Here is a 16213-nt window from a genome sequence, read left to right on the forward strand (position 1 = left end):
CCTTCAAGGTTTTTGAAACCCTGAAGGTCTGGTTCTAATTTGTTTATTTATTTAATCTCTTTATATTTCGGAACCAGCGTCTTCATGACGGCCCATGCGATAAGGTAAGCTACGGCACAGATCGAGAAAATAATCATATAGCCTTTGTCGATTCCGTCCACCACTACAGCTCCTGACTTTTCCAGCTGTTCAAAAAAGCCTTCCGGCAATCTTTCGTTGGTGTACTGCGGGTATTTTTCCAGCAGCGGCGCTCCGTCTACGGTTGTCCATGCTTTATGGGCATGATCGAATAATACGCCCGAAGATTTGTTGATGATAAAAGAACCTATTCCGCCTGCCATTCCCCCGATGCCGGTGATGGTGGCAATGGCTTTTTTAGGAAACATATCGCCCACCGTGGAAAAGATGTTTGCCGACCAGGCCTGGTGTGCCGCTCCGGCAATTCCGATGATGAGCACCGGAATCCAATAGGTGACAGAGCCAAGTGGCTGTGCCAGTAAAGCCAGTAAAGGGAAAAAGGCAAAGATCAGCATTGCTTTCATCCTTCCTGAATACGCATTCATTCCTTTTTTCTCTACAAAGTATTTGGGAAGCCAGCCTCCGATAATTGAAAATAAGGTGATCATATACAATACGAACAACGGAAATGCACTTTGGGTGGAATCCATCCGGTAGACAGAGCTCAGGTAAGCCGGCGTCCAGAACAGGAAAAACCACCATACGCCATCCGTCATGAATTTCCCGAAGGCAAATGCCCAGGTCTGCCGGTGGCTGAAGCATTCCCTGTATGAGAATTTCCGCTCCGGGACAGCGGTCTCACCGGCTGCGGTTTCCTGCTGATCCTGGTTGATGTACGTAAGTTCGTGTTCGTTTACTTTATGATGTTCATGCGGTTTTTTGTAATAAAATACCCAAAGCCCCATCCAGAGAAAACCCAGGGCACCGATAATAATGAATGCCCACTCCCACCCCATTGCTTTTGCAATAAAAGGAATGGTGACAGGCGCAGCCAGGGCTCCTACAGTAGCCCCCGCATTCCAGATGCTGGTAGAAAAGGCCCGGTCTTTTTTAGGGAAATATTCTGCCGTTGTCTTAATAGCTGCCGGAAAATTCCCCGCTTCCCCGATGGCCAGAACAAACCTTGCAAAGATAAACAAAGTGACACTGGTGCTGATGATGACTGAAGTATCGGCCACTTTAGCAATCAGTTCTTTGGAACCGTGGAAACCGGCCAGCCAGTTTCCGGTAAGGATGCCGGAAGTCGCAATCCCGCAAAAGGCATGGAGAACGGCTCCCACCGACCAGATCCCGATGGCCCATAGAAACCCTTTTTTGGTATCCATCCAATCGACAAATTTTCCGGCAAACAGCATCCCCACGGCATAGAAAATAGAAAACAGGGCCGTGATGTTTCCGTAATCGTTGTTGTTCCAGTGAAATTCCGGGGCTATGAAATCTTTCCAGGTCAGGGATAATACCTGGCGGTCCAGGTAATTGATCGTAGTAGCAATAAACAGCAATACACAGATGGTCCATCTGAAATTACTGGGTTTTAAAGAGGTAACTGAACTCATGCTTTATTTTAGAATGTAGTTTGTTTTTATTTTTACTGTTGGTTTTTTAACGCCAAACGCAAAGGTTTATCTCAGGCAAATGGGCTAAAGCCCATTTCTATTGATATTATAATTATCTTTTGTTCAAATTCATATTATTTTAAACTCTTAATAATTTCCAGTAAATGGGCTAAAGCCCATTTATATTGATATTATAATTATCTTTTGTTCAAATTCATATTATTTTAAACTCTGAATAATCTCCGGTAAATGGGCTAAAGCCCATTCCTATTGATATTATAATTATCTTTAGTTCAAATTCATATATCTTAAACTCTGAATAATCTTCGGTAAATGGGCTAAAGTCCATTGCTATTGATATTATAATTATCTTTTGTTCAAATTCATATTATTTTAAACTCTTAATAATCTCCGGTAAATGGGCTAAAGCCCATTTCTATTGATATTATAATTATCTTTTGTTCAAATTCATATTATTTTAAACTCTTAATAATTTCCAGGACTTTCCGGGTTTCTTTTTCAATCGTTTCGTAATCTTTTGCCTGCATCAGGTCTTTGCTTATCAGCTTGCTGCCCATTCCGACAGCCGATACGCCGACATTGAACCAGCTTTCGATACTTTCTTTTGTCGTATCCACTCCGCCGGTCGGCATAAATCTCAGATCCGGAAATACATCCCTGATGGCACTCATAAATCCGGTACCCAATGCATTCCCCGGGAATAATTTGATGAAAGTCACGCCTGCCTTTTCAGCGCCGATGATCTCCGTAGGCGTCATGCATCCCGGACTGTACAGCAGATCGTTAGCAACTAAAAATTCAGCGACCTTCGGTACAAAACCCGGGCTGATGAAAAAATCAGCGCCGATGCGGTGATAGGTTTCGGCCTGCTGCAGGTTTTTTATGGTTCCGATTCCCAGCAGAAGGTCCGGCATTTCCGAATTGCGGGTTTCTACCATGCTGGTGAAATTGCTTGCAGCGGCTTCACCACGGCTGGTGTATTCCACCGCACGGATCCCGGCGCGATACAGCGCTCTGAGTATTTCTAATGTTACGATTTCATCAGCATTGTAATACAGCGGAAGAATTCCCTGATTGATGATGGCACTGGTAACGGTCTGTATTTTTGTCATTTTACATCTTATTTTATGGTGTTAAGCTCACTCTTTTTAAACATCGGTTCTTTGTAATACAAAGGCCGCGAAGATTTCTTTAACGATTAACTGTTCTTAAATATGTGTCTGACAGAATTGCATCCTATCCTTTAAAAAGCCGTCGAGACTTTAAAATGGTCAAAAGTTTCTTGAACACAGAGCCTGCAGCGTTTTTTTACTACTAACTGTTGTAAGGTTCACAACGCCGCTCTGCTTACAATAGACTGCGAAGCCTTTTATAACTCTCTTTGTTCAAGAAAGTCGATTAAAGGCAAGTTAACCATACTATCTGATAGAGACTTATTGCAGATTACCAGAAGCCAGAAGCTAACTGCCAGAAGCCATCCGCTACCTTTTTATTCTTCCGCCGGAATTGCCGGCCATTACTTCAAGGATGTCTTCTGCACTGCTGTAACTGATATCCCCGGGAATGGTGTGCTTTATTGCACAGGCGGCATTGGCAAAATGAAGTGCTTTTTCATCATCAAAATGCTGCAATCCGTAGATCAGGCCTGCGGCGAAAGCATCACCGGTCCCGATCCGGTCGACAACAGGATTCACTTCCAGAAGGCCGGTTTCCAAATAATTTCCGTTAACCAGGGCCCTGCCCTGTGTCTGCTGGGAACTCGCCGTCACCCCGATTCTGATCTTGTCGAAGATCTTGTGAACGGAAGGAACCTGCTGTTTTAATTCTTGGCAGGCTTTAAGAAAACCTTCTTTATCCTGTGAAAACCCGGTTCCCAGAATCTCGTTGATCTCATTTACACCGCCAATGAAAATGGTAGAATAACCTACCAGTTCTTTCAACACTTCATTTCCGTTCCTACCGTATTTCCACAGATTGGAACGGTATGCCGGATCAGCAGTTACCTCGATTCCCATGTTACGGGCCATCTGCAAACCTTCTTTCAGGCTCTTATATGCCGTCTCCGATATACCCGGGCTGATGCCCGTCCAGTGGAAATAAGTACAGCCTTCCAATGCTTTCTGCCAATCGGTTTTCCCGGTTTCCATATTTGCAAAAGAACCGTTCAGCCGGTTGTAGGCGATCCGGCCTGCACGGACTGAAGAGCCTGCTTCCAGGAAATACAGTCCTAAAGGATGTTCATTTCGGGTAATGTAAGACGTATCGATCCCGAAGCTTTTTACGAAAGCCAGTGCCGATTCCCCTACAAAATCATCGGAAACACAGCTGACATGCTTTACCTCACAACCCATGGTTGCCAAGGAAGCAGCCACATTAAGCTCAGTGCCGCCGAAGAAAAATTCCATTTCGTGGCTCTGTTTCATCGTCCGGTTGCCGGGTGGGGAAAGCCGCATGATGATTTCTCCGAAAGTAAGTATTTTGTTCATAACTTTTAAGTTGTCTGGCGGTTGCTTTTTAACGCAAAGCCCGCAAATATTTTGTCACTGCTTACCGTTTTTAAGATCGTAAAGGCGTTCTGCTCTGCTAAGATCACAAAGATCTTTAAGCCAGAGATTTCAGGTAAGCGATTCTTCGGCAAAGCAAATGGCCCGGATTAAAAAAGAATCTGTGAAATCTGCCGGTCTGTGCGCATTATTTTATGTATTTAAAAATCAAAATAATTTTTGGCGTTATGGTAACAGATATCGGAAATAATCTTCCCGATATGCTCCATATCGTCCGGCAGCTCGCCTTTTTTGATTTCCTCACCAAAAAGGTTGCATAAGACCCTCCTGAAATATTCGTGTCTCGGAAAAGAGAGGAAGCTCCTGGAATCCGTGAGCATACCCACGAAACAGCTGATCAGTCCCATGTTGGAGAGAGCATTCATCTGCTTGATCATGCCGTCTTTCTGGTCAAGGAACCACCATCCGGAGCCGAACTGTACCTTTCCTCTGATGCTGCCGTCATTAAAATTCCCGATCATGGTCGCAAAAATCTCATTGTCGGCAGGATTCAGGTTATACAGGATGGTCTTGGTTAATTTATCTTTGCCGTCCAGTGTATTTAATAATTTTGATAAGGTTTCTGCCTGCACAAAGTCGCCGATGGAATCCCAGCCCGTATCAGGACCTAAGATCCGGTGCATCCTTTCATTGTTGTTCCGGAGGGCTCCCAGGTGGAACTGCTGTACCCATCCGAACTGGTGATAGGTTTCGCCTAAAAACAGCAGGATCGCTGTCTTGAACTGGTTGACCTGTTTTTCAGCAATCACCTTGCCGGCCAGCTTATCTTCAAAGATGGTATTCACTTCAGCTTCAGTAGCTTCTTCAAAAGAGATATTGTTCAGCCCGTGGTCGCACAGCCTGCAGCCGTTCGCATGGAAATATTCAACCCTTTTTAACAAGGCATCACAAAGTGCCTGGTAAGAATTGATTTCAATGCCGGCCGATTCACCAAGTCTGGCGATATAATCGGCAAAATTATGGTTTTCGATCAGGATGGCTTTATCCGGACGGAAGGCTGTGCTCACCTTTACTTTCCAGCTGCTTTTTGCCAGATCCTGGTGGTAATTCAGGGTATCTGTAGGGTCTTCCGTAGTACAGAGCGATTCCACGTTCATCATTTCCAGCAGGCCCCTGGTGGATTTTTCAGGTGTCTGAAGCTGGGCGCTGATGTTCTCATAGATTTCCGACGCATTGTTCCCGTCCAGCAGCGCATCAATCCCGAAATACCTTTTCAGTTCCAGGTGCGTCCAGTGGTACAACGGATTCCGTAAGGTGTAGGGAACGGTTTTCGCCCAGGCCTCGAATTTCTCTTTGTCTGAAGCATCCCCGGTAATGAGCTGTTCATTGACACCCAGGGTACGCATGGCCCTCCATTTATAATGGTCGCCGGCAATCCAGACCTTTGAAATGTTGCCGAAAACAGTATCTTCAGCGATATCCTTTGGAATGAGATGGTTATGGTAATCAATGATCGGCTGTTTTTCAGCATAGTTGAAGTACAGCTCTTCAGCATAGGTATTCTGTAATAAAAAAGTATCGGTGATAAAGGATTTCATTGGTAAGGTTGTAGTGTTATTCATTAGCTGGTTTCCCTATGGTAGCCAGTATTCCGCCGTCAACATAGATAATCTGTCCGTTGATGAACCGGCTGGCATCCGAAGCCAGAAAAATCGCGGTGCCGGCAAGGTCTTCCGGGTTTCCCCATCTTCCTTCCGGTGTCCTGCTGATGATGAATTCATTGAAAGGGTTTCCGTCTACCCGGATCGGTGCGGTCTGGGAAGTGGCAAAATAACCGGGGCCTATACCGTTCACCTGGATGTTGTGTTTTGCCCACTCGGTAGCCAGGTTTTTAGTCAGCATTTTCAGTCCGCCTTTGGCAGAAGCATAGGCCACCACGTTATCGCGGCCCAGCTCGCTCATCATGGAGCAGATGTTAATGATCTTTCCGGATCTTCTTTTAATCATATATTTTCCTACCAGTTTAGACATGATGAAAGGACCGGTAAGGTCAACATCGATCACTTTCCTGAAGTCTTCAATCTCCATATCGATGGCAGGAATTCTTTTGATGATTCCTGCGTTGTTCACCAGGATGTCTATTTTGCCATGGGCAGCTTCCATAAGGGCTACTTTCTGTGCGGCTTCCCGCTCATCGGTTACATCAAAAATATACCCGGTCGCCCGGTACCCTTTGGAATGATAATATTCCAGTGCTTCCTCTAATTTTGACGGCGTTGTGCTGGTAATTGCCAGTTCGGCTCCTGCAGCGGCAAGACCTTCTGCCATTGCCATTCCCAATCCGTGGGTTCCGCCTGTAATAACGGCCACCTTTCCGGATAAATCGAATAAATTCATGTAAAAAAATTACTTTAGTTCGTTTGTTTTAACGGCGTCCATATCACCGTAGTCCATATTTTCCCCGGCCATTCCCCAGATGAAAGTGTAATGGGAGGTTCCTACCCCCGAATGGATGGACCATTCCGGAGAGAGTACCGCCTCATTGTTTTTCATGAAGACATGCCGGGTTTCGTGGGGCTGGCCTAAAAAATGGCTTACGGCCTGGCCTTCTTCCAGATCGAAATAGAAATAAGCTTCCATTCTTCTCGTATGGGTATGGGAAGGCATGGTGTTCCATACGCTTCCTTCGTGCAGCTCAGTCATTCCCATCTGCAGCTGGCAGGTTTCCAGTACACTATTGACAATCAGTTTATTGATGGTACGCCTGTTGGCATACCTGGTTTCGCCCAATTCTACAACTTCGGCTTCATTTTTCGTAATCTTCTTTGTCGGATACGTATGATGGGCCGGTGCCGAATTGAAGTAAAAAAGCGTCTGTCCTTCAGATCCGTTTTCAAAGAGCACTTCTTTTGCACCTTTTCCGATGTACAGCGCTTCCTTATGATTCAGTTCGAAAACTTCGCCATCCACGGTAACTTTACCGGCAGCTCCTACATTGATGATTCCCAGTTCTCTTCGGTCCAGGAAATACGGTGCTTTCAGATCATCTGTCGGTTCAAGCTGCAGGGCACCTTTTACAGGCATGGCTCCTCCGACGATCATTCTGTCATACATGGAATAGGTTACCTTAACCTGGTCTTCAGTAAACAGATCATCGATCAGGAATTCCCTTCTCAGGTCTTCAGTGGTATATTTTTTTACATCTTCCGGATGGTGGGCATAACGGAATTCTGACTTTACCATACTTTTATATTTTCTTTTTTGCGGTTTCAATCAACCCTGTTAAACATTGTGTAATCGATTGCATAAATTACACTGAAATTCTGTAGAAATACTCTTGGGTTAAATATAGAATTATTATCCAAATCGTTAACAATAATTTAATTTAAATTTATAAACAACTGAACAACAGCAATATAAAATGTAAAACGACAAATTAACACGATATAAATTAGTAAAAAATGACTCCTTCCATTCACCAAAAGTACGGGTCGGTGTTCTTTCCGGAGATGTCTGTGATAAACAGATTATTCATCACATTACCCACAAATCGGTAAAAATACTGCCTTATGGTTGGGTATACAGCACTCAGGTGAGATAAAAATTAGCAGGTTGAAAATTATACAATACTCCTGTTCAAAAAAGATGACAAAAATCAGGAATCAGGCAGAATTTTTCCTTTTGATGATTAATTTCGGGAATTCCGGACGTTTGTAAACCTGGTTTTTTTAAGAATTTTTTAAGCTTTTCTGCCTTTCCCGGACATCACCTGTTTGAAAATCCTCTTCCGGAACAGTAAAAGACAAAAGTATATTAAAATTCTATATATCAATATCTTAAATATTTAAATCCGGCAGTATCTGAGTGCATATTGCCGATTAGAAGACTTAAATTAATGAAAAAATAATATTTTTTTCTTTGCATATTGAAAAATAATATTAGTTTAGGAGCCAAGATATAGGTAGTGAAATTTTACGCAATCGATTGCACTCCGGAATGCGTACTTATTTCATCCTATTTTGCCACTGAAAGACCAGTAGAATACTTCTGAAATCCACTAAAAAGACAAAGACTGAAAAAACTTTCAACAAAAATTAAAACTATAAGGATACATAATGGATAAAAAAGTACAATCCGTAAAGTGGTTATATTTAACTTTCTTTCTGCTTCCCGTTCTTGCCATGGCCCAGGAAAAGGAGACCAAAAAAGAAAAAGAAACCAATATCGATGAGGTGGTATTGGTAGGCTACACCAGGGTTTCCAAAAAGGATGTTACCAATGCAGTATCATCAGTAAAAGCTGATGCGATCAAGGATATGCCCTCCACCAACGCTGCGGAAGCCATCCAGGGAAGAATGGCCGGAGTGCAGGTTTCACTGAGTGAAGGAGCTCCGGGAGCCGATGTGGATATCGTGATCAGAGGAGGAAACTCCATTACCGGCAGCAATGCTCCGCTCTATATTGTAGACGGTGTCCAGATGGATAATGCACTGTCCATCCTTTCGCCCAAAGAGATTCAGTCAATTGAAGTTTTAAAAGATGCTTCGTCCACCAGCATCTACGGTGCCAGAGGAGCCAACGGCGTAGTCCTGATCACGACCAAAGGAGGCCGGAAAAGAGCAAAGACTTCCATTAATTACAACGGATTTTTAGGTGTAAGAAAGATCCAGAACACCATCGATGTGCTGGACCCGTACCAATATGTCCTGTATCAGTATGAACAGTACTATAAGGGCGGTGTACAGAGCGATAAGGACATATTCACGAACAGATACGGTACTTTCGAAGATCTTAAAAAGTACAGAAACATTAAAAAAAGGGACTGGCAGGATGAAGTCTTCGGAAGAGAAGCTTTCAACTTTACCCATAACCTTTCGGTAACCGGGGGATCGGACAATTCGTCTTTCTCCCTGTCGCTGAACAACATACAGGAAGATGGCATCATGATCGGTTCCGGTTTCAAACGGAATATGGCCAACTTTAAATATGATTATGAACTTTCCAAGAAAGTGAGCATGACTTTGAACGCCCGTTACAGCCGCCAGACGATTTTCGGAGCAGGAACTTCTTCCACCGGATCACAAAGCACCAACCGGCTGCGGAATGCCGTTCGCTACCAGCCGTTCGAAGGCGGATCTACCGTAAATGTGGATAATTTTGATCCTCTGTTTGCCAATGAGACCAACCTTGTCAACCCTGTGCTGCTGGCCAACAACGAAATCAGGGAAAACGGCAGGAACGACCTTCTCCTGAACGGGACACTGGAGTATAAGATATTCAAAGACCTTACTTTCAGGAGTGTTATCGGTTATGTGCAGCGGGACGAGTTCATCAATCAGTTCTCAGGCCCTATTACCAGTGTGGCCAGGCAGAATAATGACCAGCCGGTAGTCTTTCTGAGTAAGGGGCAGTCCAGAAGGATCACCAATACCAATACCCTGAACTACCGGAAAACTTTCGGAAACCATAAGCTGGATTTACTGGCAGGCCAGGAAATCGTAAAGACCGACGGCGAGACCCTGACAATGAACATCAAATGGTTCCCGAAATCCATCAGTGCCGAAGAGGCCTTTGCCAATATACAGGCGGCGTCCCCTCCTCCGGGACAGGTGCAGGATATCCCGAGGACCCTGTTACAGCCGGACCGTCTGGTGTCATTTTTCGGAAGGGCCAATTATATCTTCAGAAACAAATATATCCTGACGGCCTCCATGCGGGCCGACGGATCCAGTGTATTCGGTCCCGGAAACCGCTGGGGCTACTTCCCTGCCGCTTCCGTGGCATGGAAAATTGATGAAGAGGAATTCCTGAAAGACAGCAGGATTGTAAGCGAATTAAAATTGCGGGCGGGTTACGGATTATCCGGGAACAACCGGATCGGCGCTTTCCTGTATGATACGTTCTATACCACCTCCTCCGATTACGGATATGCTTTCGGGACCAATGTCACCCCCGGAGCCACTACCGGGAACATCATGGCGAATAAAAACGTGAAATGGGAATCGGCTGCCTCTACCAATTTCGGGCTGGACTTCGGATTCTTCAAAAGCAAGGTGTACGGAAGCCTGGATATCTACCAGACCGACACCAAAGACCTGCTGCTCCTGGCCCAGATCCCGAAAGACAGGGGATATGAATACCAGTATCAGAATTCAGGAAGCACCACCAATAAAGGAATTGAATTTTCCGTGGGAACTGCCATTATCAATAAAGAAAACTTTACCTGGAAGGTTGATGCCAACATCTCATCCAACAGGAATGTCATCAAAAGCCTTGGAAACAGTATGTCGCAGAGTGCATTTTCCTATACCTACCCATCGGGATGGCAGAACAGCCTGAATGACTTCCTGGTACAGGTGGGCAAGCCGGTAGGAACCTACTGGGGATATGTGACCGCCGGAAGATATGAAATCAGCGACTTCGATTATAATGCCGCCACACAGGTATATACACTGAAAGCAGGCGTACCGAATGCCGCTGCAGCAGCCAACGGAGCCAAAGCCATACAGCCGGGAGACCTGAAACTTCAGGACCTGAACGGTGACGGCGTTATTGATATGAGGGACATGACCGACCTGGGGAATGCACAGCCTAAATTCTACGGAGGATTCAACCAGACATTCCGTTACAAGAACTGGGATATGAGCGTCCTGTTCAACTTCTCCGTAGGCAACAAAGTATACAACGCCAACAAGATCGAATATTCCACCCAGTACCTGTACAGGGACAACAATATGCTGGCAGAAGTTGCTGACCGCTGGAGATGGTTCAATGATGCCGGAGAAAAGGTAAACGATCCGACGGCCCTTGCAGCGCTGAACGCCAATACCACGATGTGGACGCCGCCTGCCGGAGCCTACTTCCTGCATTCCTATGCCATTGAAGACGGGTCTTTCCTCAGGCTGAATAACCTGACGATCGGGTACTCCCTCGGAAAAGATTTCACCAAACAGCTGGGGCTGTCCAACTTCAGGCTGTATTTTACCATGAACAATGTGTTTACCATTACCGGATATTCAGGATATGATCCGGAAGCAAACACCAGAAGAAACCCGCTGACCCCGGGCGTGGATTATGCTGCCTACCCGCGAAGCAGATTCATTTTATCCGGAGTCGATATCACCTTTTAAACCTACTCTCATGAAAAAAAATAAATTTTTAGCGATACTATTCTCTGTTGCAGGCCTTTTCTCAACGGTGTCCTGTGATGATTATCTGGATGTGGAAAGCCTATCGAATACGGCTGAAAAACAGCAGTTCGATTCAGTTTCAGATACTTTTTCGGCGCTGGTAGGCGTCTATAATGCGACGATGGGCGACAATACGTACGGACAGCGGATGAACCTGATCCTATCCCAGTCTGGCGACGACCTGAGGACATCAGGCGACTACAACGCCAATGACAGAAGGGGCGTCAGCTGCTTCGGCGCCATTCCTACTAATACAGAACTGAACAAGCCGTTCCTGGATACCTATGCCGGAATCGAAAGAGCCAATCTTGTCATTAAGAATATTCCGCTTTCCCCGGTTTACCAGACCGGTACTGCCGCGGATAAAATATTAATGGACCGGTATCTGGGCGAAGCCCTGACCCTGAGAGCGCATTTTTACCATGACCTGATCAAGAACTGGGGCGATGTACCTTTTCAGGACGTTCCTTCGGCCGACCTGCCGGATCTGTACCTTGCCAAAACCGACCGCGATGTGATTTACGATAAGATCCTTGATGATCTCCTGAAAGCGGAAAGCCTCGTTCCCTGGAGAACAGAAGGCGGGACGACGGCACAGAGAATTTCCAAGGCTGCCGTTAAAGGACTGCGAGCCAGAATAGCCCTTGCAAGAGCCGGATATTCACTGAGAAGAAGCCCGCAGATGATGATGCAGGGCTCCAATCCGCAGAAATACTACCAGATCGCTTACGACGAATGCAAAGACATCATCAATTCCGGACAGCACCAGCTGAACCCGAGCTATGAAGGGATGTTCAGGTCGCTGCATACCAATACGCAGGATACTTCCAATGAAGTCATTTATGCCATCGGCGCCTTCGGAGGAAACTCCAGGACCGACAGCAAGATCGGCTACTACAACGGGTTGAGGCATGATGATACCGACTGGAAATCCTCCGGCGGGATCAATGCCATTCCTGTCTATTTTTATGAATTCACCAAATATGACCTGAGAAGGGACGTCAACATTGCCATTTTCAGGGTCAACACTTCAAAACAGGAAGAACTTCAGACTTCCATCAACTGGAATGACGGAAAGTTCAGGAAATCCTGGACATCGGTTACGGGAACTTCCCAGAACTTAGGGATCGACTGGCCTTTGCTGCGATATGCCGATATCCTGCTGATGTTTGCCGAAGCGGATAACGAACTGCATAACGGCCCGTCTGCGGAAGCGGTGAATGCCGTAATGTCCGTACGGCAGCGGGCTTATGCAGGAAACCTGGCCCAGGTAGGAACAATCCCTACAGACAAGGCAGGATTCTTTAACTATATCGTAAAGGAAAGACAACTGGAATTTGGTGGTGAAGGGCTCAGGAAATATGACCTGATCCGATGGAACCTGCTGGAAAACAAAATCAATGAGACCAGAACCAAGCTTACCCAGTTTATGAACGGTACCGGTGCTTATGCCAATGTTCCGGAATACATATTCTACAAAAAAGTAGCATACGGCAAGGACAAAACAGCCCAGCAGAACGTTACGGATATTGATTTCTACACTGCAGCAGGCGTTGCCAAAACCGATATTTTCTACAGCCCGAACCAAAGTGTTGCCACCCCATCCGGCTATACGAAAGTGAACTGGAGACTGGCTATGACACAGCCTTACATCAGCGGCGATCCGGTAAAAAGCTACGCTTATTATTTCCAGCCGAACAGAAAGGAATTGTTGCCGATCTCGCTGGATGTCATCAATGCCAATTACAAGCTTACCCAGGACTACGGCTATTAGTACACTTATATTTACATTCATATCAGAAATACAGACTTTCTCTTCAAAAGAGGAGTCTGTATTTTATCTAAACTTCTTCAATGAAAACTTCTGCCCTCTTCAATAATTTACCGCACCTTTGCATAGTTTCCGTTGTATTGCTGAGCCTTCTTTCTTTTAAGACCCATGACAGGACGATCTTGGTTTCAAAAGACGGAAAAGGCAATTTCAAGACCGTACAGCAGGCCATCGATGCCGTTGGGAACCATACTTCCGGGAAGACGAAAATTCTGATCAGCGCCGGGATTTACAAAGAAAAAATTACCATTCCTGCAGACAAAGGCCCTATCGTGCTGGAAGGTGAAAATCCGGAAAGGACCGTCATCACCTATGATGATTTTGCGTCGAAAAAAAACGCGGAAGGTAAAGACATCGGGACCACCAACTCTGCCACCGTTTTTATTTACTCAGATGATTTTACGGCAAAGAACATTTCCTTCGAGAACAGTTCGGGGCGTGTCGGGCAGGCTGTAGCCGTACTTACTGCAGGAGACCGGATGAGTTTCGGAAACTGCAGGTTCCTGGGAAACCAGGATACCCTCTATCTGAAAGGCGTCCAGGATTCACCGGACAAGACCCGGCCTTCAAGAAATTATTTTAAAAACTGCTATATTGAAGGTACCACCGATTATATTTTCGGGGCCGGGACTGCCGTTTTCGAGAACTGCACCATCTTTTCAAAAAGAACGGCAAGCTACGTAACGGCTGCTTCTACTCCGCAGGAAAACGGGTTCGGCTTTGTGTTCATCCATTCTGAAATTACCGGGGATGCAGAAGCAGGCTCGGTTTACCTGGGCCGGCCCTGGAGGCCCTTCGCCAAGACGGTTTTTGTCGATTGCCACATAAACGCGGCCATAAAACCGGAAGGCTGGCACAACTGGAGCAAGCCGGATGCTGAGAAGACGGCCTTTTATGCTGAAATGAATTCGCAGGGCGAAGGAGCCGATGTGTCAAAACGGGTACCGTGGTCGCATCAGCTGAACGGATCGGAAAGAAAAAAATACACTGCTGAAAATATCCTGAAAGGAAAGGACAGCTGGAACTTTAAGCAAAATCTAAAATAAGAAATTTGATAACATACGAGACACAATACGTTTTATTAAATACAATAAATTGAAATTCAGTTAATTAATTTGATTTTAAAGTTAAACTTACGTTATGGTAATAGCCTTAATAGTATAATACCTACGATATCATTAACTTCAGTCCTCAAATGATCTGGAAACGTTTATTTAAAATAATTTTAAACCCTATAAAAGATCAATCTTATCTAAGCATTTTTCTGTCATGAATAAAAACCTTACCTCACTTGTAACAGCCGCATTTCTCTACAGCATTTCCAATGCAGTGGCTGCACAGCAGGTTCCGGGTTTTCCGGGTGCGGAAGGGTTTGGCAAATACACCTCCGGAGGACGCGGCGGAAAGGTTTACAGGGTGACCACATTATCAGATGACGGCTCGGAAGGAACATTGAGGCATGCCCTGGACCAGAAAGGCCCGAGATACATTGTATTTACAACCGGCGGAACCATCTACCTGGAGTCACCGCTGAAAATAAAGGAAGGCAACGTGACAATCGCCGGACAGACTGCTCCGGGCGACGGCATTACGATTGCCAATTACGAGACTTTTATCGCTGCGGATAACGTCATCATCCGGTACCTGAGATTCAGGATGGGCGATCTGAAAAAACATGAAGGTGATGCCCTGGGCGCACGCTTCACCAGAAACCTGATGGTTGATCACTGCTCGATGAGCTGGTCCACCGATGAAACCGTTTCCATATACGCCAACGAAAATACAACATTGCAGTGGTGCATCGTTTCAGAGAGTCTCAGGAATTCGGTACATCAGAAAGGAAGTCATGGCTACGGCGGGATTGCAGGAGGAAAATACGCTTCTTTCCATCATAATCTGTATGCGCATCACGACAGCAGGAATCCAAGATTGGGAGAATATGCAGGAAGCAGGTTTGCCCTCACCGATCTCACCGATTTCAGGAACAATGTGATCTACAATTGGGGCCACAACAGTCTGTATGGAGGGGAAGGCATGAATGTAAATATAGTCAGCAATTATTACAAACCGGGCCCGGCTACTAAAACAAAACAACGGATTATCGCTGTGGATAAAAATGAAAATCCGGAAGCCGAAGTTTATAATCAGTGGGGAAAATATTACATCAGCGGAAACAAGGTGGAAGGAAATCCGCAGGTCACGGAAGACAACTGGACACAAGGTGTGTTTGCGCAGATGAAGCCTTCCTATAATGTAACGGAAGGTGATAAAAACTCAATCCGGATAAACCGGCCGCACGATATCCGGGACAATGTTCATACAGATTCTCCGGAACAGGCTTATCAGAAGATCCTGCAGATCGGCGGGGCAAGCCTGGTAAGAGACGCAGCAGACCTTCATGTACTGAAAGATGTAAAGAACGGAAACTATACGCACAAAGGCTCAAACGGAAGTACCAATGGAATCATCGATTCCCAACAGGACGCCGGCGGATTCCCGGAACTGAAAAAGGGAAGCCCGCTCACCGATTCCGACCATGATGGAATGCCGGATGTCTGGGAAACCAGAAACAGGCTGGATCCCAGGAAACCTGACGCCAACGGACGAGGCCTTGATAAGAATTACGACAACATCGAAGTCTATTTCAACGGACTTGTTGAAGAAATAACCAACCGGCAGTAAGTAGACATCATGATGAAACTTTTAATAAGCGATCCAATGAAAAACGATATGAAGCGGAATGTATGTAAAATGATCTGTACCGGGGTTTTACTGAGCGCCAATCTATTTGCGGCACAAACCTCTGTCATCGAAGATATAAGGAAGAACCCGAAGGCTCCGTTTTCTTATGCCGAGCTTTCGGTAAAGGAAGGCGGAACATGGGAAGGCGATAAATACGTCGGCGGAACGTTTAAGAATATTCAGGAACTTGCCCTCCCGGAATCCCATACCGACCACTCTACCTACATCCGTTACGAAGGAATCGGACTGGAAAACAACAGGATCGGCTACCGGCTGTACCTGGACTGGAGAAACGCTACCGATATTTTCGGGAAAAAAGTAAACACCCTGGTTTTACCTGAGGTCGGCCAG

Annotated in this window: 11 protein-coding genes; 5 read left to right on the forward strand and 6 right to left on the reverse strand. The window is 45.6% G+C overall.

Going from position 1 to position 16213, the window contains the following annotated elements; translation table 11 throughout:
* Positions 1 to 47: 47 nt before the first annotated feature.
* The 6 genes from QZ735_RS07535 to kduI form a co-directional block, all read right to left on the reverse strand.
* The gene (locus tag QZ735_RS07535) at positions 48 to 1574 is read right to left on the reverse strand and encodes an MFS transporter (RefSeq protein ID WP_294246369.1); all 1527 of its coding nucleotides are present in this window, start codon (positions 1572 to 1574) and stop codon (positions 48 to 50) included.
* A gap of 473 nt (positions 1575 to 2047) precedes the next feature.
* Positions 2048 to 2707 carry a bifunctional 4-hydroxy-2-oxoglutarate aldolase/2-dehydro-3-deoxy-phosphogluconate aldolase gene (locus QZ735_RS07540; RefSeq protein WP_294246372.1) on the reverse strand — a complete coding sequence of 220 codons (660 nt, stop codon included), beginning with the start codon at positions 2705 to 2707 and terminating at the stop codon, positions 2048 to 2050.
* Positions 2708 to 3076: 369 nt separating this feature from the next.
* Positions 3077 to 4081, reverse strand: a complete 1005-nt coding sequence (locus QZ735_RS07545; protein WP_294246375.1) for a sugar kinase — start codon at positions 4079 to 4081, stop codon at positions 3077 to 3079.
* 218 nt (positions 4082 to 4299) lie between these two features.
* A complete protein-coding gene (gene uxaC / locus QZ735_RS07550) occupies positions 4300 to 5697 on the reverse strand; it encodes a glucuronate isomerase (RefSeq protein ID WP_294246377.1) in 1398 nt (465 codons plus the stop codon).
* 16 nt (positions 5698 to 5713) lie between these two features.
* Positions 5714 to 6496, reverse strand: coding sequence for a gluconate 5-dehydrogenase (locus QZ735_RS07555; protein WP_294246380.1), 783 nt, complete (start codon positions 6494 to 6496; stop codon positions 5714 to 5716).
* 9 nt (positions 6497 to 6505) lie between these two features.
* Positions 6506 to 7342 carry a 5-dehydro-4-deoxy-D-glucuronate isomerase gene (gene kduI / locus QZ735_RS07560; protein ID WP_294246383.1) on the reverse strand — a complete coding sequence of 279 codons (837 nt, stop codon included), beginning with the start codon at positions 7340 to 7342 and terminating at the stop codon, positions 6506 to 6508.
* Positions 7343 to 8214: 872 nt separating this feature from the next.
* On the opposite strand from kduI, the gene QZ735_RS07565 reads away from it, so the two are divergent.
* From QZ735_RS07565 to QZ735_RS07585, 5 genes are all read left to right on the forward strand, one after another.
* Complete coding sequence (locus QZ735_RS07565) at positions 8215 to 11229, forward strand: TonB-dependent receptor (protein WP_294246386.1); 3015 nt, start codon at positions 8215 to 8217, stop codon at positions 11227 to 11229.
* Positions 11230 to 11239: 10 nt separating this feature from the next.
* The gene (locus QZ735_RS07570) at positions 11240 to 13063 is read left to right on the forward strand and encodes a RagB/SusD family nutrient uptake outer membrane protein (RefSeq protein WP_294246389.1); all 1824 of its coding nucleotides are present in this window, start codon (positions 11240 to 11242) and stop codon (positions 13061 to 13063) included.
* Between the two features lie 80 nt (positions 13064 to 13143).
* Complete coding sequence (locus QZ735_RS07575) at positions 13144 to 14166, forward strand: pectinesterase family protein (RefSeq protein ID WP_294246392.1); 1023 nt, start codon at positions 13144 to 13146, stop codon at positions 14164 to 14166.
* Between the two features lie 223 nt (positions 14167 to 14389).
* Positions 14390 to 15802 carry a pectate lyase gene (locus tag QZ735_RS07580; protein ID WP_294246395.1) on the forward strand — a complete coding sequence of 471 codons (1413 nt, stop codon included), beginning with the start codon at positions 14390 to 14392 and terminating at the stop codon, positions 15800 to 15802.
* Between the two features lie 36 nt (positions 15803 to 15838).
* The coding region (locus QZ735_RS07585) for a DUF4861 family protein (protein WP_294246397.1) at positions 15839 to 16213 on the forward strand (375 nt) is incomplete at its 3' end.

Origin of the sequence: uncultured Chryseobacterium sp. (assembly GCF_913776365.1) — a bacterium.
GTDB lineage: Bacteria > Bacteroidota > Bacteroidia > Flavobacteriales > Weeksellaceae > Chryseobacterium.

Excerpts from the sequence above, each read along its gene's own strand:
- uxaC (WP_294246377.1), bottom strand. The coding sequence starts at position 5,697 with ATGAAATCCTTTATCACCGATACTTTTTTATTACAGAATACCTATGCT.
- QZ735_RS07540 (WP_294246372.1), bottom strand. The coding sequence starts at position 2,707 with ATGACAAAAATACAGACCGTTACCAGTGCCATCATCAATCAGGGAATT.
- QZ735_RS07580 (WP_294246395.1), top strand. The coding sequence starts at position 14,390 with ATGAATAAAAACCTTACCTCACTTGTAACAGCCGCATTTCTCTACAGC.
- QZ735_RS07535 (WP_294246369.1), bottom strand. The coding sequence starts at position 1,574 with ATGAGTTCAGTTACCTCTTTAAAACCCAGTAATTTCAGATGGACCATC.
- QZ735_RS07555 (WP_294246380.1), bottom strand. The coding sequence starts at position 6,496 with ATGAATTTATTCGATTTATCCGGAAAGGTGGCCGTTATTACAGGCGGA.
- QZ735_RS07570 (WP_294246389.1), top strand. The coding sequence starts at position 11,240 with ATGAAAAAAAATAAATTTTTAGCGATACTATTCTCTGTTGCAGGCCTT.
- kduI (WP_294246383.1), bottom strand. The coding sequence starts at position 7,342 with ATGGTAAAGTCAGAATTCCGTTATGCCCACCATCCGGAAGATGTAAAA.
- QZ735_RS07575 (WP_294246392.1), top strand. The coding sequence starts at position 13,144 with ATGAAAACTTCTGCCCTCTTCAATAATTTACCGCACCTTTGCATAGTT.
- QZ735_RS07545 (WP_294246375.1), bottom strand. The coding sequence starts at position 4,081 with ATGAACAAAATACTTACTTTCGGAGAAATCATCATGCGGCTTTCCCCA.
- QZ735_RS07565 (WP_294246386.1), top strand. The coding sequence starts at position 8,215 with ATGGATAAAAAAGTACAATCCGTAAAGTGGTTATATTTAACTTTCTTT.